Genomic DNA, 21,577 nt, shown 5'->3' on the forward strand with positions numbered 1-21,577 from the left:
CAACCTAACATTAGATCAGCGTGCTTCCTTGGTTCGATAACGACAAATTCCCTCTCTTCCTAGCTCCTATGGCAGGCGTGACAGACGTGACTTTCCGCACTATCTGTAAGGAGCTCGGTGCCGATGTTATGGTCACGGAGTTTGTCTCCGCCGAGGGCATTATCCGTCGTGATGACCGTACTCGTAAGTACACAGAGTTTCACGAAGGCCAGCGCCCAGTCGGCGTCCAGCTCTTCGGCGCCGATGGCGAACGCATGGGCGAGGCTGCTAAGAAAATCATCGACTGGAAGCAACCAGACTTCATCGACATAAACTTCGGCTGCCCAGTTAGTAAGGTAGTTTCTAAAAATGGCGGATCGTCCTTACTCAAGGATTGTCCGTTGTTAGCATCCGTGGCAAGCGGAGTAGCTAAAGCCGTGGGCGACCAAGTCCCTGTCACCGCGAAAATTCGCGTCGGCTGGGATGAGAAAAGCATCAATGCGACCGAAGTCTGCGAAACTCTCGTCGACTGTGGCATGCAGCAGATCGCTATTCACGGTCGTACCCGTTCCCAAGGGTACCGAGGCGAAGCGAACTGGAATATCATCGATGAATGTGCCCGCTCAGTGAGTGTGCCAATCATTGGAAATGGCGATATCACCTGTGGTGAAGACATAGAAAAGCGTAAGAACTCCACCGCAGTCTCTGGACTCATGATCGGCCGTGCCGCCATGCAGAACCCATGGATATTCCGCGAGGCTAAGCACTATCTCGAAACTGGCGAGCACCTTCCTCCAATCACCATCGAAGAACGCTGGCTGCTCATCATCCGTCACTGCACGCTCGCTACGCAATCCGACCGCTATGGCGGTGAGGAAAAACACACTATCATGGCCATGCGCTCGCGCCTTATGGCCTATTGTAAAGGGTTCTCCGGCGCCAAAGCTCTGCGCCAAAAACTCTGCCAAGTTGTCTCAGTCACCGAACTCGAAGACATCGCAGCCAACCACCTCGCTGGTAGATATGACAATGTCGTCGCTGAATAGCCCAGCATTGTTTCTAGTCCACCGTACCGCCAGACCTCGACATGAGAATGCACCGCCTCTTGGCCATCGCTGCCGCCGACATCATCCACGCTGTTTTCTACGAGCATAAAGTACTCGATCACAGCCTAGCGAAAGCGTTTGAAGCAAATCCTAAATGGGGCAAGCGTGACCGTAATTTCATAGCAGAAACCGTCTTTGAAGTCGTCCGCTGGCGGAGAGCCTTAGGCTTCTTGGCTCAAAGCGAGACCACCGAAGCTCTCTGTGCCGCCCAGTGGACACGCATGGGGTACGAACTCCCTGAATGGTGGTCCCATGACGGCGCCAGCGCAGACACGATCAAGGCCAGCGAATCCGAACTCGCCTCCCAACCTCGTGCCATCCGCGAGTCCATTCCGGACTGGCTCGACACACTTGGCGCAGAAGAACTCGGGGACGCATGGGACGCCGAACTCGCAGCACTCAATCAGCGCGCTCGAGTCTACCTCCGGGTCAACACCCTGAGAGCGACGCGCAGCGAGGTCATCCAATGGCTCGATAGCTATCATATCCCAGCGCATGAGGTCAGTGGCCTTCCCGACACACTCGTACTCAACCTAGGCAAGACTCTCCCCAAATCATTGCGCATGGATGGTCGTGTAGAAATCCAAGATGCCGGTTCGCAAATGATCGCTCCTCTACTCGCGCCGAAGCGAAAAGACTGTGTCATCGACACCTGTGCTGGAGCCGGAGGGAAATCACTCCACCTCGCAGCCTTGATGCACGGCCAAGGACGTATCATCTCCATGGATATCGTTCCCAAGAAACTCCACGAGCTCGAGCGCCGCGCAAAACGCGCAAAGGCCTTGCGCTCGATTCAGACTCACCTCATTGGCAATAACACGATTGGACAATTTCACGAAACAGCAGACAGGCTTCTTATCGACGCACCTTGCTCCGGACTTGGCACCTTGAAACGTCAGCCCGACCTCAAGTGGAGAATCAAGCCAGAGACGATCAAACGAATCAGATCTATTCAGTTAGAATGCCTCGAGTCCTACTCGACAATGCTCAAGCCTGGTGGTCGTTTAGTCTATGCTACCTGCTCCATCCTGCCCTCCGAAAATCGAGGGAATGTCGACAGTTTCCTCAGCAAAGAAACCTTTAAGCTAGTCGAAGAGAGTCCAGTCTCACCCGCAGCAAGTGGCTACGATGGATTTTACGCTGCTGTTTTAGAGAAATTGCCGAACCCTTAGTCTGCGTTCGGGAGTGAAAAGAATTATTCGTCAGCTGCACGAATCGAGCCTAACTTCCAAGTATGGTTCGCACTTTCCTCACGGCTCTAACTCTCATACCCATGAGCCTTTTCGCAGATTCTGTTTTTGCAGTTTCTAAAATCACTTACCCAGACTCAAGTCCGGGCAACGTAGTAGAAACAATCCACGGCAAAGAAATTGCTGATCCCTACCGTTGGCTAGAAGACCTGAACTCCAAAGAAACGAAAACATGGGTCGCCGCTCAGAATCAGCTAACGGAAGACTACCTCAAGACCATTCCTAACCACTCGGAGATCTCAGACCATCTCACAAAGCTATGGAACTATGAACGCTACGGTATTCCCTACCGAAAAGGTGGTCGTTATTTCTTTTCCAAAAACGACGGACTTCAGAATCAATCCGTCCTCTACACCACAAAGTCGTTAGAGAGTGCAGCCACCGTTTTGCTCGACCCTAACAGACTTTCAGAAGACGGAACTGTCGCGCTCAAGAATTACTCAGTCTCACCAGAAGCCAAGCATCTCGCCTATTCCATTTCAAAATCAGGCTCAGACTGGATCGAGTGGAAAGTCCGAAATGTCGAAACTGGAAAAGACCTAACAGACAACCTCAAGTGGTCAAAATTCTCAGGTGCTTCCTGGTCTAAGGATGGCAAGGGCTTTTACTACGGACGCTACGCTCAACCAAAAGAGAATGATAAATTTACAGCGAAGAATACCGACAAAAAAATCTACTACCACCGTCTAGGCTCTCCCCAGTCAGAAGACACACTTATCTATGAGCGCCCAGACAATCCACTCTGGGGACTCTACGCATCTGTCACCGACGACGGTCGCTACCTCATCATCAATGTCAGCCAAGGCACCGACAGTAAGAATGGACTCTTCTACAAAGACCTCACACAGAAAGACGCCCCAGTAGTCGAGCTCCTACCGGACTTCGATGCATCCTACCAATACATCTCCAATATCGGAAAAACTCTCTACCTCGAGACCGACCTAGATGCTCCGTGTAAAAAAGTGATCGCCATCGACCTTGAAAAACCTAAGCGCAAACACTGGAAAACTATCATCCCTGAAAGCGAGTCCACCCTCTCATCAGTTTCTCATGTAGGCGGCATCTTTATCGCAAGCTTCATGAAGGACGCCCACAGTGAAGTCCGTCGTTATCAAACTGACGGCACAAGCCTAGGTCAAATTTTCCTTCCTGGGCTCGGTTCCGCTGGTGGTTTCTGGGGACAACCCAGCGACACTGAAACCTTCTACGCATTCACCTCGTTCACGGAACCTGGCACCATTTTCCACTACGATATTCTTAAGAACACTTCCACTATCTTTAAGAAGCCTAGTAGCTCCTTCGACTCTAAAAACTACGTAACCAAGCAGGTCTTTTTCACATCTAAGGATGGGACTAAAATCCCCATGTTCATCGTCCACCGCAAAGGCATCACCCTCAACAGCAAAAACCCTACTTACCTCTATGCCTATGGAGGGTTTAATGTCTCGCTCACTCCTATGTATTCACCAGCGACTATGACGTGGCTCGACATGGGTGGTGTCTACGCCATGCCTAACCTCCGCGGTGGTGGAGAATACGGAGAAGACTGGCATCAAGCGGGAATGAAACTCAACAAACAAAATGTTTTCGATGACTTTATAGCAGCGGCAGAGTACCTCATATCCGAAAAATACACATCCTCTAACAAACTAGCGATTGCCGGCGGTTCCAATGGTGGGCTTCTGGTTGGAGCCTGCATGGCACAGCGCCCTGATTTATTCGGAGCCTGTCTTCCAGCAGTCGGAGTGATGGATATGCTTCGCTTCCACAAGTTCACCATCGGTTGGGCCTGGACTGCTGAGTATGGGTCACCAGAGGATCTAGAAGAATTCGAAACTCTCAGAGCCTACTCGCCCTACCACAATCTAAAAATGGGAACTAGCTACCCAGCAACTATGATCACCACATCCGATCACGATGACCGCGTAGTCCCCTCACATTCCTTCAAGTTTGCTGCAGCACTTCAAGCGGCAAACGCAGGCCAGAACCCCATGCTCATCCGCATTGAAACTAAATCGGGTCACGGCGCAGGCACCCCCACTTCGAAGCGTATTGAGGAAGCCGCAGATAAGTTTTCCTTCCTTTCTAAAGAACTCGATTTCGAAGTCCAGTTCCATGAGGAATGAGTCACCCAAAAGAAACAGGCCAGCCCCTCTCGGGGCTGACCTGATCAAACACACAAAGTATTACTGTTCTCTCTCTTGATACTTCTCCACCAACTGGATGAACTCAGAGCGTAGGCCCTTGCCATCAACTCCTTTGCCTTTTTTCGCTAGGTCTATCACCATTTCTACGTCCCCTACGCCCTTATACTCACTGTCACGCAGTTGCATTCCAAACAGCGCGACCGAAGCGGCAAACTGCATATCCGTAGTCACATCAGTTTTCCCATCGATAAATGGCACAGAGAAATAGGTACTCTCATCATCTACCTTTTGCTCAGGCTTCTTATAAGCGAGCTTTACAAAGCAAAGCTCATCGCTGTCCTTCACCTTCGCGCCAGCCTCTTTCTTCTGAGTCTCGAAGTAACGTGATCCATCGACTTGCTCACCGAATGGGGTGCCGTCAGCTGGAATGATTTCATACAGCGCCGTAACAGTATGGCCCGCGCCGATCTCACCAGCATCCACCTTCTTATCCAGAAATGCCTCTGGTGGCAACATGCGGTTAGCATAGCCAATCAAGCGATACGCTTTCACCTTCGCAGGGTTCATCTGCACCTGCACTTTCACGTCCTTAGCGATGGTCACCATTGTTCCCATCATATCTTCTAACAGCACCTTACGACCCTCCTTGATCGAATCGATATAACTATAGTTTCCGTTACCATTGTTAGTGATCGACTCGAGCATGGCATCATTGATGTTACCCTGACCAAATCCTAAGACCGAAATGTAGGTTCCATTCTTCGCCTTTTCTTTCACCATCTCAGTCAGCGCAGCATTATCAGAAACACCCACATTGAAGTCCCCGTCCGTGGCGAGAATGATACGATTCACTCCACCTTCCTTGAATTGTTCCTTCGCCACCTTATAGGCGAGCTGAATACCAGCACCACCAGCCGTAGAACCGCCAGCACTGAGGCTATCCATCTTCTGCAAAATAGTCTGACGACCAATGTCATCCACTTTCGTAGCAGGAAGCGCCAAGCCAGATGCCCCAGCATAAACTACAATACTCACAGAGTCGTTTTCATCCAGCTCCTCTAACAAGTACTGCATACTCTTCTTCAGAAGCGGTAATTTGTCATCACTACTCATCGACCCAGAAACATCTAACAAGAAGACCAAGTTCGCAGCTGGGCGCTCAGTGCGCACGATATCCTTGCCCTGAATTCCCACTTGAACCAGTCGATGCTTCGGCTCCCATGGTGCAGCCATTGAATCCATCTGCACAGCAAAAGGATGTTTCCCCTGCGGCTGAGCGTATTGGTAATCGAAGTAGTTGATCATCTCTTCCAGCCTTACAGAGTCTGCGGGAATCACCTGACCGTGATTAATCATTCGACGCATATTTGCATAGCTCGCCGTATCGACATCGACCGCAAAAGTCGAAAGCGATGAACGCTCATCCAATGGAGCCTTCCATGTGTTGTCGGTTAAGCCTCCGTAGTTCTCACTATTCTTTGCTGCTACATAGCCACGGCCTAGTGGCACAGATGGAGTCGGCGCCCCCCCTAAAGTAGGTGCTGCCAACCCAAAGAAAGAGCTACTCGCACTCTTAGCTTTCTTCGCTTGGCTCGGCATTGAAGCGGGTTGCCCCGCCAGAGCTCCATACCCATCATCTCCGGAGCGGCCACCAAAATCCATGACCTCCCCAAAAGCCATGTCTCTAGACTCAAGCTCAACTTCAGGGATCGATATATGACCTTTGCTACTATCTGCTTTCAAACTTGAAATTCGACTCGAAGATGGAGAAGGAGTTCTAGGAACATGCAAAACCTCATCCTTAATCTGAGGTTCTGGACGCTTCCTTGAATACGCCGAGGATGGCTCATCTACTGCATACACTTTCAGCTCCACCTCATGCTTCGCCACGATGTCCTTCTCCTCAGTCTCCCAGAAGAAACTCGCTCCTATACCTAGAGCTAAACAAGCAGCCACGCCAGTACCTAGCGCCCAGCGAGTTCCCGCGCTTTGGCGTTTCGGAGCCATTTCGACCACTTTTTCTTTCGCTTCGATTCTGTCCTCTAACTCTTTAAGAAATGCCTCATCATCTCTCGTTCCATTCTTTGAGTGCTCTTTGAGCAACTCGTCTACTAATTGATTTTTTTCCATTGTTCTACCTTCCTAGTTTTGTTCCAAACACTGGCGTAATGCTTCGCGTGCTCTCTCGAGTCGTTTTCTCACTGTTGCGCCACCTACCTCTAATTTTTCTGCAGCCTCCTCCGTGCTACATCCTTCATAATAAAAACTCTCCACAGCGCCTAGCAGCGCGGTTGGAAGCTTTTTAATACAAGTCTCGAGCTTCACGAAAACTCCAGGGCCGCCGTCCTGTCTCAGCTCTTGCCAAGTCAGCATCTCGGCCTCCATTGACTCGAGCACACCATCCTCGATCGCCACCTGTTTCTTGTTTCGGCGCATCGTCTCTCGCCATTTGTTACGTATAATCCCACGCAGCCAGGAACCAAAGTCTCGCGTCACATCGAAGCGATCTTGATTCTCCCAAGCCGTCACCAAGGAGTCCTGTACAATGTCTCTGCTTTGATGAGTCTCACGCGTCAACGACCTCGCGTACACCAGCAGCTCGCGATGGTGCTCGCGCGCCAGATCCGCAAAGGCCTCCCTTTTATTTTGATTTGTCATTACTAGAGCTTCCATAGTCTTTCATGAGCTATTGGCCCCAGCGATCCATTTTGTGACATCGATTTGAAAAAAAATCTACTTAGACACAAAAATGCCCGCACTCATTACAGTGCAGGCAGTGGATAATGCTTCAACGAAACTGAAAGTGACGCTCAAGCGAGCAGACTATTCTCCCTTCTTAAAAATAAATTCCGGAACACGCTTCTGTTCAAATTTTACTCTCGTGCTCGCAAGTTCCTCTTCTAAATCTTTATCAACTTTTCTAGCGACAAATGGGTGTAAGATAGGGTCATCGTACTGATCTTCATCATAATTGAAGGTTTTCAGTTGAACTTTTAGTGCGCCTAAAATGCCTCCACCAGGAACCTCCGCAAATGCGATTTGGATTTTATCACCTTCTTTAAGCGTGATGTACTTCCCATAAGCATCCGTTGCTATCGAGCCAGTTTCTTTAAATGCTTTAGATCGTTCCTCAGGTTTGAGTCGGTTGAAATCTTGGTACGCATTATAAAAAACCAAGTCACCATTCACCAACACTGCCACGGCATCATCAAAAAAACCTGCAAACCTAAATTCCTTTTTGGGCGCTTTTCCAATCACCCCTTCATAGAGAACAATCACCCCTTTAGGCTCAATGTATGAAGATCCAAAAGCTTCTGGCACCTTGTCAGCCGCTGCGGAGCGGATCGCCATGTACTCAAAATTACATTGCTCATCACCCATGTAATACTCTTCTAAGTCTTTTTCACTAAACCCTTTTTTGATCAGCTTCGCAAAGGCCTCGTAAAACTCTTTGGCATCTACGCCACCATTCTTGCCTACAACATCTGTAGGCTCTCGTTCTGCATCACTTTTTAGGTCATATAAATTTCCAATTAACCCCGTAGGCTCTTTATCTTTACCAAAATAATCCTGCTCACCATGAGCAAACGGAGAAGCTAACAATGTCAGCGCGATTGTGCCTTTCTTCCAATTGAGAGTATATTTCATAATTATTTTGTGGAGGATCGTTATCCCAACACAAACGAAACTCCTCACAGATAGCAATGCTATTCTCCGCCAGAAGAAGGCCAAAATTCCGCCATTGGAGCAAAGAGCATTTAGAATACATCGTGTCCTATTCATTCTCCTCCACAAAACACTTAACACTCACCGCTTCACACTCCACACTCCCCCAGTGCAGCAATCCGCTAGAGTCCTCATCGACGGTCCATCCGAGCTCGTTTTCGATTACATGATCCCGACTGACATGCCTGTCGTCACTGGCTGCCGTGTAAGGATCCCCCTACGTAATCGCGACTCCACTGGAACCGTACTCGATATCGGCCCTCCTCCGCAGACTAATTTCACACTCCGCCCGATCTCCTCCCTCATCGACCCTGAGCCACTCATCACCGCCAACTTGATGAAACTCGGAAAATGGATAGCGAACTACTATGTCGCTCCACTTGAGCAAGTCATGCGCGCCTTGCTCCCAGAATCCGTCAGACAAGACACGCACAGCGAAAAAACAAAAAAGGTCGTCGAGCTTACGACGATGCCTACCTCAGAGGAGTTAGAGAAAATTGCCAAACGCGCCCCCAAGCAACACATCATCATCAAGCTGTTAGAAGCCAATGCCGGCAAAATGTCTCTCAAGGATCTTGGCGGAGGTTCAATAAGCGCCGCAGTCAAATCACTAGAGAAAAAAGGCCACATAAAACTCACCGAAGAAGCCGTGAGACGTGACCCAGATGAAGACCAAGAATTTCTTGAAAGCAAACCACTCAAGCTCAACCCTGAGCAAGCCGTAGCCCTTGAGCAAACCATCCACCCTGTATGCTCTGAAAACGGCATACCAAAACCCATTCTCCTGCACGGGGTGACCGGTTCGGGTAAAACCGAAGTCTACTTACAGGCGGTTCAGCACGCTCTCGACCAAGGAAAAAGCGCTCTCGTCCTCGTTCCTGAAATTTCGCTGACGCCTCAAACTGTTCAACGCTTCAAGTCGCGCTTTGCCACCCAGCAAGACCAAGTCGCGGTTCTTCACTCCCACCTCTCACAAGGCGAACGCTTCGATGAATGGCACCGAATCCGCAATGGTGAAGCGCGTATCGTCATCGGCGCCAGATCAGCTGTTTTTGCCCCGCTAAAAGAGCTGGGTATCATCATCGTCGATGAGGAACACGAAAACACCTACAAGCAAGAAACCAGCCCGCGCTACCACGGCAGAGACATCGCTGTCCTCCGAGCACATTTCGAAAAAGCAGTGATAGTGTTAGGCTCAGCGACGCCCTCACTAGAGTCCTTCCACAACACCCAGTCTGGTAAGTACGAATTGATCCGACTCACTCACCGAGCAGACTCCCAAGCCATGCCTATCATGCGTGTCCTCGATATGCGGCTCGAAGCTCAAAAGCAAAAAGGCCGTATCGCTATCCTCTCTGACCGTCTCCGAGTTTCTATGGAGAAAAAGCTAGAGCAAGGGGAACAGATTATCCTATTTCTTAACCGACGCGGATTCGCTCGCTCACTCCAGTGCCCACCCTGTGGCCACGTCTGTGAATGCCAACATTGCGCCATCCCCCTCACCTACCACCGCACTGATGAGAGACTCGTCTGCCACATGTGCGGCTACCAATCACTCCCGCCTAAAAAATGCCCAAGTTGCGGAGATGACGCCATTCGCTTCCAAGGTTTCGGCACTCAAAAAGTCGAAGAAGTCATTCAGAAAGTTTTCCCAAAGGCTCGGATGGCGAGGATCGACGCCGACACCATGCGCCGCAAGAACGCACTGCGCGACACCCTCAATAAATTTAAAGCGCACAAGATCGACATCATAATCGGCACCCAGATGATCGCCAAGGGGCTCCATTTTCCTAACGTGACTCTCGTAGGTATTCTTAATGCCGATCTCGGCCTCCACGTGCCTGACTTCCGTGCTGGCGAGCGCACGTTCCAGCTACTCACTCAGGTCGCTGGGCGTGCTGGACGCGGTGAGTTAGAAGGTGAAGTTATCGTTCAGACTTTCACCCCGCATAGCCCGAGTATTCAGTTCGCGCGTCACCACGACTTCGATGGCTATGCCGAACAAGAACTCCAGTTCCGCAACCAATTCCTCTATCCACCCTTCTCTCACTGCGCACTCTTAGGCACCCGCTCCACCCACGAGAGACGAGCAGAATTCACTCTCGAAAACCTCCACAAGCGACTGCAAAAAGATCTTCCAGCTCAGCTAGAACTAGGAGAACCCATGCCCTCACCTCTAACACGAGCGCACGGGCAATTCCGCTACCAGCTCATGCTAAAATCGACATCAGCACGCGCCCTCCACCAGCATGTCCAACGTGTCTTAGCTGCTACTCCCCCACCAGATGATGTCACCATCATCTTCGACATGGACGCTCTAGGGTTCTTTTAAAATGCTACTTAATCACTTATTCTACTGAAAAATGAGAAGTCTATTCCTGCTGGTTCTTTCTCTGGTCTTACATGCAACTAATGTCTGCGCTAAAGAAGGCGTGATTCTTCTGCATGGGCTATGCCGAACATCGGCAAGCATGTCGAAGATGGAGAGGGCGCTTACCGAATCAGGATACTCCGTCTTAAACGTAGGGTATTTCTCACGCACAGCACCAATCAATGAGCTAGCTAACAATGCAATCGGTTCCGCAATAGCTAGCGACGAGATGAAGGGATGCGCCCGAATTCACTTTGTAACGCATTCTTTAGGTGGGATTTTGGTGCGGAGTTATTTCAGTGAACACAAGGAACCACGACTTGGCCGGGTAGTCATGTTGGCGCCGCCAAATCAGGGTAGTGAGGTCATCGATAAAATTGGATCATGGAAGATTGTTAAGAAGCTTAATGGGCCTGCGGGGAGCGAACTAACAACTGAAGCGGACTCAACACCGAACCGGCTTGGCAAAATCACCTTTGAATGCGGCGTAATCACCGGTGATCGTTCGATAAACTGGATTAACAGCCTGATAATCCCCGGGAAAGACGACGGAAAGGTCTCTGTCACTAGAACGATGTTCCTGGGTGTCAAGGAACACAGGGTTTTCCATGTTACCCATCCTTACATCATGAAGAACAACAAAGTGATTTATGAAACCGTGCATTTCCTTAAGCTAGGTCACTTTTCGCGCTGATTTCGTACTAGGAAATTTCAGAAGGCTGAATAAGACGTAGCACCACAACTCCAGCCGCGCTTGTTTAGCTAAGCTTTATGGCAATTATAACCTCAATCCACGCTCTCCCATAAGTGTTGGCTATACTAGGACCTTACTGGAAACCTACCCGATAGAGTCAGAGAGCCTCAGGGCCAAATTCGCCGACCGAATTTGATCCCGAGAAGCTCACCTAACAGCTTACCAAGTAGAAATCTCTTTCAGCTTAGCCATGCGAGCATCAAGATCTGCACGAGTCGCTGACTGGAGGCGCTGTGTAGAAAATGCCTCACAGGTAAAACTCGCAGCCACTGTGCCACGGACCATTGCTTGGCGTAGATCGTCAAAAGCATAGCTCTCATTCTCTAAGTTAGCTAGATATCCAGCCATCCCGCCGAGGAAGGAATCGCCCGCTCCTGTAGGATCAGCCACCTCTTTCAGTGGCCAAGCTGGGCAACGGAAGAGTGAACCGTCTTTTGCAAACAATAGTGCGCCGAATTCACCTAGCTTAATAATCACATGCTCTGGCCCTTTCTCTAACAAGCGCTCGCCAGCGACTATCAAATTAGACGTCTGCGCGAACTCGCGTGCTTCAGATTCATTGATCACTAATAGATCAATTCTTTGAAGAACCTCATGCAGTTTCTCATTCGCAATCGCGATCCACAGATCCATTGTGTCTGCTATCACATAACGAGTTTCAGCCATGCAGCCATCTAACATCTCCAGCTGATTCTCTGGGGACATATTCGCGAGAACCACGACTTCACTCTGGGCAATCTCAGCTGGGACATTTACCTTCCAGCCTTCTAAAACATTGAGAGCCACAGCATGCGTTTCACGGTCATTCATGTTGGCCATATACTCACCAGTCCAGGTAAACGATGCATCTTCTGAGCGCTCTACGCCGGCTAAATTCACACCATGGGATGCAAGCATGTCAAGATGCTCCTGTGGATAGTCATGACCAATAATCCCCACAAGATTCACTGAGTCGTGATAGTAAGAAGTGGCTAATGACGCGTAAGCAGCTGAACCACCCAGAAGGTTTTTGCCCTCGGCTGTTGGCGTTTTCACATTGTCGATTGCGACTGTGCCGCCCACGATGACTGATTTTTTACTCATGAAAGTGTGTTATTCGGCTTTCTCTAGCTGATCAACCACAGACTTAGCTGCAGCTGAAATATCCTCAGCGCCAAGTAGGTCTGACACGATCACTACGCGTCGAGCTCCTGTCGCAATAACATCCGCTAAATTATCACGTCTGATACCACCAATGCAAAACACCGGAATGCGTGTACCGATCGTGCCCTGTACCGCTCTCACATTCTCAACGCCAATTCCTGGGCGCCCCTTTTTCGTGGGAGTCGGGAAAAGCGGGCCAAAGCCAATGTAGTCAAAACCATCTAACAACGCATCCTCAGCCTGGTCTTGTGCATGTGTTGAGCGCCCAACAATCATTTCCTCACCTACGATCGCGCGGACTTGCTCTAGTGTGCCATCGTCCTGACCGATATGCACACCGTCAGCTCCCACCTTTTTCGCTGTTTCAGGGAAATCATTCACAATAAATGGAATACCAGCAGCCTGACAGATAGGCAGAACCAGTCTAGCCAGCCGCTCGATTTCAGGAAGCTCAGAACCTTTGGCCCTCAACTGAATGATTCCAGCTCCACCCTCGATCAAGGCGCGCGTTGTTTCCTCTACATTTTCAGCCTTAGTGTAGCCCATGTCTACAATCCCGTAGAGTAGTGCCTTATTTAGTTTAGATCTCATAAGTAATAGTCCGTGAAGCCTTTATTTATAAGCAACGGATCTAAAGATTCGGTGCAGCAATTCAAGACTAATTGAATATATACCCAAGACGGGAAACCCCAAGCATAGGAATTTCCTTTGCTGCACGCTCTTTCTTACTTGCAAGATGAGGCTCAGATTCTTACCACCACGCAGAACAAATGGACGATACACCCACACCTATTGCTGAGATCGATCACGGTCCTTCTAAATTTGAAATTTTTCTCGAAGAAAACCAAAAGCTTCTCCTCGGTGGAGCAATTGTCATTTTCCTCGCTGTCCTCGGCTACGTTGGCTACTCAAGCTACGCTAATATGAAGGCGGCTGAAGCGGGTGAAGCTCTAGCAGCGGCTGGAGACAATGAAGAAGTTCAGCAAGTTATCAGCCTGTATAGCGACTCAGCGTCGGCTGGCTCTGCAGCCCTACTTTTAGCAAACCAAAAGGCTGACGATTCAAATCAGGCTGCGATTGACGCTCTCCGTGAGTTCATCAGCAACTACCCTAATCACCCTGCTCTAGCTACCGCGACCACCAATCTCGGTCTCCGCCTCCTAAACGAGGGCAAGCTCGATGATGCGCAAGCTCAGCTCAGCTCAGTCGAAGACATTGATGGCTCAGCCTACATCGCTCCAGTCGCTAAAATTGGTCTTGGTGATATCGCAAAAGTAAAAGGTGATATCGAACTAGCCAAACAGAACTACAACGAAGTAATCAACCTTGTTGCAGATGTGGCAGGCTCCGGCGACACACTTGAAACAATCAATAAGTTTTCTGGATACACCCAGATCGCTAACACTCGCCTCCTCCTTCTCACAGCTGAACAGCCTAAAGAAGTAGAAAAGAAGACAAGCCCAGAGCCTAGTGTCGCTCCTACTACACCTGCTGAAACTCCTGTAGCTGAAGTCAAATCAGAAGCTCCCGCTGAAGAAAAAGCGGTGAATAAAGAAAAAGACGAAAAAAATTCACAAGCTAGCGAGTAAGCTATATATACGCAGCAACAAATTCTCCAAATTTCCGAGCCTCCTCACCGAAGCTCCAAACAATCATAAACCATTCATAACCAGCCGTGTCTGTATTCAAAAAATATATCAGCAACCAGAACGAAGGACCAAGCGCCCATAGCAGCACACCTTCTCAGTCCGCCACCCCATCTCCAAAGCCAGAACCTAGCCCATCAGCTAGCTCTAGCACACCAGCTGCTGCTTCACAAAAGCCAGTTGCTGAATCCCGTCCATCTCAGAAGTCAAACACTTCACAGATCGCGGCAGGCAGTGGCCGTAACATGCTCAGCTCTGATGTTGAAATCAAAGGTAAAGTACGCTTCACCAACGACCTTGTAGTTGACGGAAAAATCGAAGGCGAAATCGACTCTGATGGTTCACTCACAGTTGGCGAAAACGCACGTGTTCGCGCAGAAATCCGCACACGTTCCGTTGTCATCTACGGTAAAGTCCACGGTAACATCACTGTTTCTGACCGCGTTGAACTCAAAGCAAATGCGGAACTCGTTGGCGACATCAAAGCTGCCACTCTTTCTATCGAAGCTGGCGCAATCTTCGTCGGCAAGTCTACAGTTGGTGCACCATCATCAGCTGCTCCTGCAGCGACTCAGACCACCAAGCCTGCAGCTACTGCTCCTGCAGCAAAAGCAGCCCCGGCTGCTAGGTCTTAGGACCTAGGCTAGACACGGCCAAGCAATCGGCGAATCACACCTTAAATGCTGACTCACCTGTACCCCGGCTAAGTAACCAACTAGATTTATACATCTAAATAATTTCATCAACGGACACTCCATTCTACTGGATTGTCCGTTTTCCTTTCCTAACAAACTTCAGTTCAAACTGACCACCTACGTCCATGGCCACTACTGCTATTGATCTCAAAGAAGAAATCCTGCAGCTCAAAAAAGAGCGCAATGCCGTCATTCTCGCTCACAACTACCAAGTGGGTGAAATTCAAGACATCGCCGACTATGTGGGTGACTCATTAGGACTTGCCTACAAGGCTCAAGCAACTGATTGCGACGTCATCGCATTCTGCGGTGTCCACTTCATGGCTGAAACTGCAAAAATTCTTAATCCCAACAAAACTGTAGTCCTACCTGATCGAGACGCAGGTTGCTCTCTCGAAGAGTCCTGCCCCGCAGAAGATCTCGAAGCATTCCTCGAGTCGAACAGAGAAAAGAACTACTACGTCATAGCCTACATTAACTGCTCTGGCGGCGTGAAGGCGCTCTGTGACGTCATTGTCACCTCAGGTAATGCTATCGACATTGTAAACAAAGCCCCTGCTGACCGCCCAATCCTCTTCGTGCCTGATGCAAACTTGGGCGCTTGGGTAATGGAGCAAACAGGTCGCAAAATGGATCTCTGGCAGGGTTCCTGTTACGTCCACGTCGAGTTCACTCAAAACTCTATCAACAAGATTAAAGCAGAGTACCCTGAAGCTCTTGTCGTAGCGCACCCAGAGTGCACCACTGCAGTCCGCATGCTCGCAGATGAAGTCTGTTCTACTGAAAAAATGATCAGCTATTGCCAAAATGCTCCGGTCAAAGACATCATTGTGGTGACTGAGTCAGGCATGCTGCACCGCCTCCAAAAGGAAGCTCCAGACAAGAACCTCATCCCTGGACCAACCGACAAATGTGCGTGTAACGACTGCCACTTCATGAAAATGAACACTATGGAAAAACTCCGCGACTGCCTCCGCGACCTCTCACCTACTGTGGAGATGCCAGAAGAGATCCGCAAGCGTGCTGAAGCTCCGATCATGCGCATGCTTGAACAGTCCAAATAAGCATTCAAACAGACACAAATTTCAAAAGCCACAGAGCCCCTCGCTCCTGTGGCTTTTTATTTACTTACGGGTTGAAGCTTTGCTTTCCTCACGTCAACATGATCGGCAAATGCCACCGGAATCACCCAGCACCCGCACCCGTAGCAAATCTAAGACTGAAACCACCCAGCCGTGGTCGGTCGTTATTTTTGATGATCCCGTCAACCTGATGGCCTACGTCACTCTCGTGCTCAAGCGCATCTTTGGTTATAACAAAGATCAATCCGAAAAACTCATGCTCGAAATCCACAATGCTGGTAAATCCATTGTCTGGACTGGCGAAAAGGAACAAGCCGAACTCTACGTTCAGCAACTCCATTCTCATCAGCTCAAAGCCACAATACAAAAAGCCCAATGAGAGTCGCTCCTACACTCGATAAAAGCCTCCGCATCGACGCAGAATCTGCCACCGATTGGCTAGTGTTAGAAATGATCTGCACAGATGCCAGCCAGATGCCTGACGGACCTCTTGCAGATAAGCTGGCCAACTATATGGCTGCAGACGAAGACTGGAATGAGCTAATCACCCCAGAGCTCTCTGATCAGTTTAACGAACAAGTACGACATGTCTCACGTGCCATCAGTACTGCAGAAAAAGACAGCAAGCTTACCGGCTCCCTGTTTATCAAAGCAGCTGACGCTGACATCTGGTTCGGCGCCATCAACCAAGCGCGCCTCTCGCTCGAAGAGCGCCATGACATCAGTAAACATGAAGACGAGATTAATGAAGACGCTCTCGAATACGAGGACCCATCGCTCAAAGCTGCCATCATCCGCTACCACTTCTACACGAGTCTTCAGTCGATCATGTTAGACTACATCCTCGACTAACATTTACGAACAATGCCACCCAGCAACATACACGCAATCTACGGCACAGATGATGGAGCTTGCGCAGAAGCAGCGCTCAAGCTCTTCAACAAGCTCAAGCCAGCTGACGGAAATGACTTTGCTAACGACATAGTCGACGGAAATGCTGACAATGCTGAGCACGCCTACGAGATTTCTGCCGATACCATCCAGGCACTACAGACTCTCCCCTTCTTTGGTGGAGGTAAAATTGTTTGGCTCAAGCGAGCCACATTCATGGGATCTGACCGCACGGGTGAAGCTGAACGCGCCAAGTTAGGTGTCGAAGCTATCAAGGAAACACTCGCGGCAGGACTCGGCGACGACATCACATTCATTCTGTCAGCCACAGGAATCGATAAACGCCGATCCTTCTATAAATGGCTTAAAGAAAACGCAAATCTGATCGAGCACAACAAACTCGACACCTCGAAAGACGGCTGGGAGGAACAAGTCTCCATGATGGTTCGGAAAAAGGCGAAAGAGTTGGATCTCAGCTTTACCGCCGACGCCATGGAACTCTTCGTGTTGCTCGCGGGCGAGGACACACGTCAGATCAATGTTGAAATCAACAAGCTCGATCTCTACCTAGGAAAAGAACGCCGCACTGTAGAACTAGAAGATATCCGTAAAATGGTTCCCCTCTCTAGAGCTGGACTAGTCTTCGAAGTTGGTCGCGCACTACAAAAACGCGATGGCGTACGCGCACTTGAACTCATTGATCAGCAGCTAGACCGCGGAGAGTCAGCGATCGCTATTTTACGCGCCTCGCTCATCCCTACTATCCGCAACCTTTTCATGGCGCGCGCCGCAGGTGAAAACATGAAACTCCCCACTCACAACTACAATGCATTCGCTGGAGCACTAGACAAACTCCCTGAAATGGATCGTGCGTGGCTTCCTCAAAAAAAAGCGGGCGGAGTTAATGCCTACCCGCTATTCCTTGCAGCTCGTGACGCGCAAGCATTCCCTCTAACTGCTCTAAAAAAAGCGATGGAATCCAGCCTAGATGCAGACCTCTCACTGGTCACTACTAGCCTCGATCACCGTATGGTTCTCCACCGTTTAGTGGTAGAACTCATGAGTAGTGCTAGATCTCATAGATAGATGAAAATCATTCTAACAAGCCTTATCGTGGGAGCCTGCGCCGGCTTGTTAGGAGCCTTATGCGGCATCGGTGGCGGCATCGTCATGGTGCCAGCCTTCACCCAGATTTTAGGCGTTTCTCACAAGCAAGCTATCGCCACCTCGCTGGCGATCATCATCATCACCGCCGTAGCAGCCACTGCGAACAACTCCAAAGCTGGCTTAGTCGACTGGCGCATCGTGGCAGCCGCCGCGCTTGGGGCAGCAGCTGCAGCATGGTGGGGATCTGACCTCATGCAGAGTCTTCAGTCCACCACCCTCACCCGCATCTTCGGAGTCACACTTTTAGTATTCGGAGCAAAAATGCTCATTAAGCCTTAGCTTCTTCAGCCAGTTGCTTCGCCCGATAACGCATGAGTGTAACAACCAGTGCTGTCCAGCCAGTCTGATGGCTAGCTCCGAGACCTTGACCAGTGTCTCCATGGAAATACTCATAGAACAATACAAGCTCTCCCCACTTTTCACCCTTTGAGTATGATTCGCTACTACTCAAACATGGCCTACTTCTATCCTCACCAGGTAAAAACATTCCGACCAAACGGTCGCTGATCTGATCTGCTACCTCACCTAAACTCAACATATTCCCTGAACCCGTCGGGAATTCCACTTGAAAATTATTGCCATAGAAATGCTGATACTTTCTAAGTGAAGAAATAATAATGTAATTCACTGGGAACCAGATCGGTCCTCGCCAGTTAGAATTACCTCCAAACATGTAACCATTAGACTCACCCGGAACATAACTCACAGTATGCTCCTCCCCTTTCCACACGATACCATAAGGATTTTCCTTATGGTACTTAGAAAGTGAGCGTAGGCCGTAGTCGGACAGGAATTCATCTTCATCTAACATGCGTACGAGCAATTTCTCAAATCGCTCTTTAAGCGGTAGCATCAGTAATCGTGATTCCTTATCGTCACGCTGTTTGTCGCAGTAAGTAGTATATTCAGCTAGATCTGGACGGTTCTCGATGAACCAATTTAAGCGCTTCTTGAATCCAGGCATTTTATCTACCTGCTTCATATCGATTTCAGCAACTCCCATCATCGTTAACAACCCGACCATAGAACGCACCTTGAGCGGAATCTTCTGACCGCTTTTAAGAACTAAATGATCGTAATAAAATCCATCTTCTTCGCACCAGAGTCCACGCCCATCTTCTTCATTCATTGCACGTGCAATACGAATAAAGTGCTCGAAGAATTTAGATGCCATATCTTCATAAGCAGGTCTCGTGGCCGCCAACTTAATACACATTTCTAACATCTGCGAACAGAACCCACCCATCCATGCCGTACCATCGGCTTGCAGAAGGCGCGCTCCATCACCGAGCTCTTGAGAACGGTCAAAGACTCCAATGTTATCAAGCCCTAAGAAACCTCCTGAGAACAAATGGTTCCCATCGTGATCCTTTCGGTTTACCCACCATGTGAAATTCAGGCAAAGCTTTTGCACCGCACGCTCTAACCAGTCGAGATCAGCAATCCCGTTTCTCTCGAGAATTTGATGAACTTCCCATACAGCCCATGCATGAACCGGTGGATTCACATCAGAAAAGCTCCACTCGTATGCTGGAATCTGACCATTGGGATGGAGATACCACTCGCGGAGGAATAGCAAGAGCTGCTTCTTCGCAAAATCAGGATCTAAGCGAGCAAAGGCAACCATGTGAAACGCACTATCCCAGCATGCAAACCATGGGTATTCCCACTTGTCTGGCATAGAAAGTACATCTCGAGCAAACATGTGACGCCAGTCCTTATTCCGACCCGTGAGACGTGACGCTGTCGCATTTTCCTCTCCGTTGTCACCATGAAGCCAAGCCTTCACCACATAGTAATAAAATTGCTTAGACCACAACAGGCCAGCATAACCTTGCACCGCGACACGACGCTCTTCTTCACCCAAGCCAACCGGAAGCATGAAGTCATAAAAATCTCTCTCTTCAGTTTTTCTTTTTTCGATTACTCCATCAAAGTCTTCAAAACGCTGGCCATGATCCTCTTCCACAGCAATCAAACGGCAACGCACTTCAAATGTCTCGCCAGCGGGCACGCGTACCTTCATCCAAGCAGCAGCTTTGGTTCCCTCCATTGCTGGATTCACCACATCTTTTCTGACATTGATCAAATACTCGTGAAAAGCATCTTTAGTGTACTTGGCCTTATTTTTCTGACCAAAAAGCTCTTTCAGATTAGAATCGTTCTCAGTGAAGAGCCATTCGACTGGGGCCTCCTCCTCTGCATCAATGTAGAAATGGAATTTCCCCATGTCACAATGCTCGATAACTAATCGATCACCATCTAACTTTATACTGGGCTTCTCCCAATCTGATTCAAAATGGTTATCTCCCCACGCCCAGCTATTTCGAAGCCAAACACTTGGAAGAATATGGATCAGCTGTTCCTCACTACTATTATTGGTAAGACGAAGTCTCCAACACATATCGCTCGGGGTTTCTTTCGCCACAGTGGTCTCAACATCCCAATACTTTTCATCTTCAAACGCTCCTGTGTCCTCGATGCCGTATTCAGCCTCTTCTGGACCACGCCCTCTATTGGTATCCACTAGATCTTCATATGGGTAGCTACCCATCGGGTACTTATAGAGCGCTCGGGTGTAAGAATGTGTGGGAGTACTATTCAAATAGTAATAACACTCCTTCACATCTTCACCGTGATTTCCCTGTGTTCCACTGAGTCCAAACAGCCTTTCCTTTAGAATCGAATCTTTCCCATTCCACAGTACCGGCGCAAAATTAATACGAGACTTACGATCACACCAACCTAGTAATCCGTCTTCACCCCAGCGGTATGCTCTACGCCGTGATTGATCATGCGTAAAATAATTCCACGCATCACCACCCTCAGAGTAATCCTCGCGTACGGTCCCCCACTGGCGCTCCGCTAGATAAGGGCCCCAACGCTTCCAATTCTTTTCTAATGAAGCCTCCTCGGCTAAACGTACACGTTCGGGGGTGTTTCTCTCGTGCTCGGTAATCATCTTAGATGCAAGCTAGCACGCGCAATACCAATTGTGAACATAAACTGTACCACATTAACCTGTTAGAACGATCGTCTGAATCCTTGATGAATCTCATTCCCCAAGTACAGAAATTGAGTTCAAAACAACCTCGCTAAGCCACCCGCTGGAACTCTTCAGCTGAAATCTTCTCCACTGACTTCAGATATTGATTACTTCTTAATGACCGAACAAATAGCTCGAGATCATTCTTGGACTCTAAAACGAGCTTCAAATAGTGAGCGTCCCTTACTTTCAATTTTTCAAAATCTTTAATGTAAGACTTATTCAGCCGAGGAAATAATTCGAACTGATAGAGACTCGCTTCAGCCGTACGGTAATTCAATTTAAGAAACACCTCATACTCTTGTTGAACCTGCCCTGCCACTGGTTCCTCCCAGGACTCTCCACCTAAACCAGACTCCTGCTCCTGTTCAACCTGCGAGGACCTACGATTCAGCTCTCTAGCTAGTTGAGCGGGCCACTCAGGGTCGTCTAAGTCGCACTTGCTACAAGCATCTAAAAATGTGTGCCCCGTGATTTCATCTGAGACATGACGAATAATCCCATCAAGAGGAGTCCCAAAGACCTCTTCCCCTCTGACGGCCGCGATAAGTTTTTCTAATGGAGTTTTCATAAT

The 21,577-nt window shown here is 49.2% G+C and carries 19 protein-coding genes; 12 read left to right on the forward strand and 7 right to left on the reverse strand.

Annotated elements, in window-relative coordinates; genetic code table 11:
* The first annotated feature begins 20 nt into the window (after nucleotides 1-20).
* The 3 genes from dusB (at nucleotide 21) to ACSHX2_RS04405 (ending at nucleotide 4,461) form a co-directional block, all read left to right on the forward strand.
* Nucleotides 21-1,025, forward strand: coding sequence for a tRNA dihydrouridine synthase DusB (dusB, locus tag ACSHX2_RS04395; RefSeq protein WP_435690963.1), 1,005 nt, complete (start codon nucleotides 21-23; stop codon nucleotides 1,023-1,025).
* Nucleotides 1,026-1,066: 41 nt separating this feature from the next.
* Nucleotides 1,067-2,257, forward strand: coding sequence for an RsmB/NOP family class I SAM-dependent RNA methyltransferase (locus tag ACSHX2_RS04400; protein ID WP_435690965.1), 1,191 nt, complete (start codon nucleotides 1,067-1,069; stop codon nucleotides 2,255-2,257).
* A 101-nt stretch (nucleotides 2,258-2,358) separates the two neighbouring features.
* Nucleotides 2,359-4,461 (forward strand): prolyl oligopeptidase family serine peptidase, encoded by a 2,103-nt coding sequence (locus tag ACSHX2_RS04405; protein ID WP_435690967.1) that lies wholly within the window; start codon nucleotides 2,359-2,361, stop codon nucleotides 4,459-4,461.
* Nucleotides 4,462-4,521: 60 nt separating this feature from the next.
* Here ACSHX2_RS04405 and ACSHX2_RS04410 read toward each other — a convergent pair whose 3' ends face one another.
* From ACSHX2_RS04410 to ACSHX2_RS04420, 3 genes are all read right to left on the reverse strand, one after another.
* Nucleotides 4,522-6,612: a vWA domain-containing protein gene (locus tag ACSHX2_RS04410; protein WP_435690969.1), complete on the reverse strand. Its 2,091-nt coding sequence runs from the start codon at nucleotides 6,610-6,612 to the stop codon at nucleotides 4,522-4,524.
* Between the two features lie 12 nt (nucleotides 6,613-6,624).
* On the reverse strand, nucleotides 6,625-7,140 hold the full coding sequence (locus ACSHX2_RS04415) for an RNA polymerase sigma factor (RefSeq protein ID WP_435690971.1): 516 nt from the start codon (nucleotides 7,138-7,140) through the stop codon (nucleotides 6,625-6,627).
* A 165-nt stretch (nucleotides 7,141-7,305) separates the two neighbouring features.
* Nucleotides 7,306-8,085 carry a hypothetical protein gene (locus ACSHX2_RS04420; protein WP_435690973.1) on the reverse strand — a complete coding sequence of 260 codons (780 nt, stop codon included), beginning with the start codon at nucleotides 8,083-8,085 and terminating at the stop codon, nucleotides 7,306-7,308.
* 232 nt (nucleotides 8,086-8,317) lie between these two features.
* Here ACSHX2_RS04420 and priA point away from each other — a divergent pair, with 232 nt between their 5' ends.
* On the forward strand, nucleotides 8,318-10,540 hold the full coding sequence (gene priA, locus ACSHX2_RS04425; RefSeq protein ID WP_435690975.1) for a replication restart helicase PriA: 2,223 nt from the start codon (nucleotides 8,318-8,320) through the stop codon (nucleotides 10,538-10,540).
* Nucleotides 10,541-10,571: 31 nt separating this feature from the next.
* On the forward strand, nucleotides 10,572-11,273 hold the full coding sequence (locus tag ACSHX2_RS04430; protein ID WP_435690977.1) for an esterase/lipase family protein: 702 nt from the start codon (nucleotides 10,572-10,574) through the stop codon (nucleotides 11,271-11,273).
* 219 nt (nucleotides 11,274-11,492) lie between these two features.
* On the opposite strand, the gene ACSHX2_RS04435 is transcribed toward ACSHX2_RS04430, so the two are convergent.
* Together ACSHX2_RS04435 and thiE are read right to left on the reverse strand one after the other, a co-directional pair.
* Nucleotides 11,493-12,416 (reverse strand): PfkB family carbohydrate kinase, encoded by a 924-nt coding sequence (locus tag ACSHX2_RS04435; RefSeq protein ID WP_435690979.1) that lies wholly within the window; start codon nucleotides 12,414-12,416, stop codon nucleotides 11,493-11,495.
* Between the two features lie 9 nt (nucleotides 12,417-12,425).
* Nucleotides 12,426-13,067, reverse strand: a complete 642-nt coding sequence (gene thiE / locus ACSHX2_RS04440) for a thiamine phosphate synthase (RefSeq protein ID WP_435690981.1) — start codon at nucleotides 13,065-13,067, stop codon at nucleotides 12,426-12,428.
* Nucleotides 13,068-13,246: 179 nt separating this feature from the next.
* Between thiE and ACSHX2_RS04445 the strand changes: the two genes are divergently transcribed.
* The 7 genes from ACSHX2_RS04445 to ACSHX2_RS04475 all read left to right on the forward strand — a co-directional run bounded on the left by ACSHX2_RS04445 (nucleotide 13,247) and on the right by ACSHX2_RS04475 (nucleotide 18,236).
* Nucleotides 13,247-14,065: a tetratricopeptide repeat protein gene (locus ACSHX2_RS04445; RefSeq protein WP_435690983.1), complete on the forward strand. Its 819-nt coding sequence runs from the start codon at nucleotides 13,247-13,249 to the stop codon at nucleotides 14,063-14,065.
* 86 nt (nucleotides 14,066-14,151) lie between these two features.
* A complete protein-coding gene (locus tag ACSHX2_RS04450; protein WP_435690985.1) occupies nucleotides 14,152-14,757 on the forward strand; it encodes a bactofilin family protein in 606 nt (201 codons plus the stop codon).
* Between the two features lie 185 nt (nucleotides 14,758-14,942).
* Nucleotides 14,943-15,881 carry a quinolinate synthase NadA gene (gene nadA / locus ACSHX2_RS04455; RefSeq protein WP_435690987.1) on the forward strand — a complete coding sequence of 313 codons (939 nt, stop codon included), beginning with the start codon at nucleotides 14,943-14,945 and terminating at the stop codon, nucleotides 15,879-15,881.
* 109 nt (nucleotides 15,882-15,990) lie between these two features.
* Nucleotides 15,991-16,278, forward strand: coding sequence for an ATP-dependent Clp protease adapter ClpS (gene clpS, locus ACSHX2_RS04460; RefSeq protein WP_435690989.1), 288 nt, complete (start codon nucleotides 15,991-15,993; stop codon nucleotides 16,276-16,278).
* Nucleotides 16,275-16,751 carry a DUF2017 family protein gene (locus ACSHX2_RS04465; RefSeq protein ID WP_435690990.1) on the forward strand — a complete coding sequence of 159 codons (477 nt, stop codon included), beginning with the start codon at nucleotides 16,275-16,277 and terminating at the stop codon, nucleotides 16,749-16,751. Before clpS ends, ACSHX2_RS04465 begins: the two co-directional genes overlap by 4 nt.
* Before the next feature lie 12 nt (nucleotides 16,752-16,763).
* The gene (gene holA, locus ACSHX2_RS04470) at nucleotides 16,764-17,876 is read left to right on the forward strand and encodes a DNA polymerase III subunit delta (protein ID WP_435690992.1); all 1,113 of its coding nucleotides are present in this window, start codon (nucleotides 16,764-16,766) and stop codon (nucleotides 17,874-17,876) included.
* Nucleotides 17,877-18,236 (forward strand): sulfite exporter TauE/SafE family protein, encoded by a 360-nt coding sequence (locus ACSHX2_RS04475; protein ID WP_435690994.1) that lies wholly within the window; start codon nucleotides 17,877-17,879, stop codon nucleotides 18,234-18,236.
* Here ACSHX2_RS04475 and ACSHX2_RS04480 read toward each other — a convergent pair.
* Both ACSHX2_RS04480 and ACSHX2_RS04485 read right to left on the reverse strand, forming a co-directional pair.
* Nucleotides 18,226-20,919 (reverse strand): MGH1-like glycoside hydrolase domain-containing protein, encoded by a 2,694-nt coding sequence (locus ACSHX2_RS04480; protein WP_435690996.1) that lies wholly within the window; start codon nucleotides 20,917-20,919, stop codon nucleotides 18,226-18,228. The genes ACSHX2_RS04475 and ACSHX2_RS04480 overlap by 11 nt on opposite strands.
* Nucleotides 20,920-21,052: 133 nt before the next feature.
* Nucleotides 21,053-21,574: a hypothetical protein gene (locus ACSHX2_RS04485; protein ID WP_435690998.1), complete on the reverse strand. Its 522-nt coding sequence runs from the start codon at nucleotides 21,572-21,574 to the stop codon at nucleotides 21,053-21,055.
* Nucleotides 21,575-21,577 lie beyond the last annotated feature (3 nt).

Origin of the sequence: Rubritalea sp. (genome assembly GCF_051252225.1) — a bacterium.
Lineage (GTDB): Bacteria > Verrucomicrobiota > Verrucomicrobiia > Verrucomicrobiales > Akkermansiaceae > Rubritalea.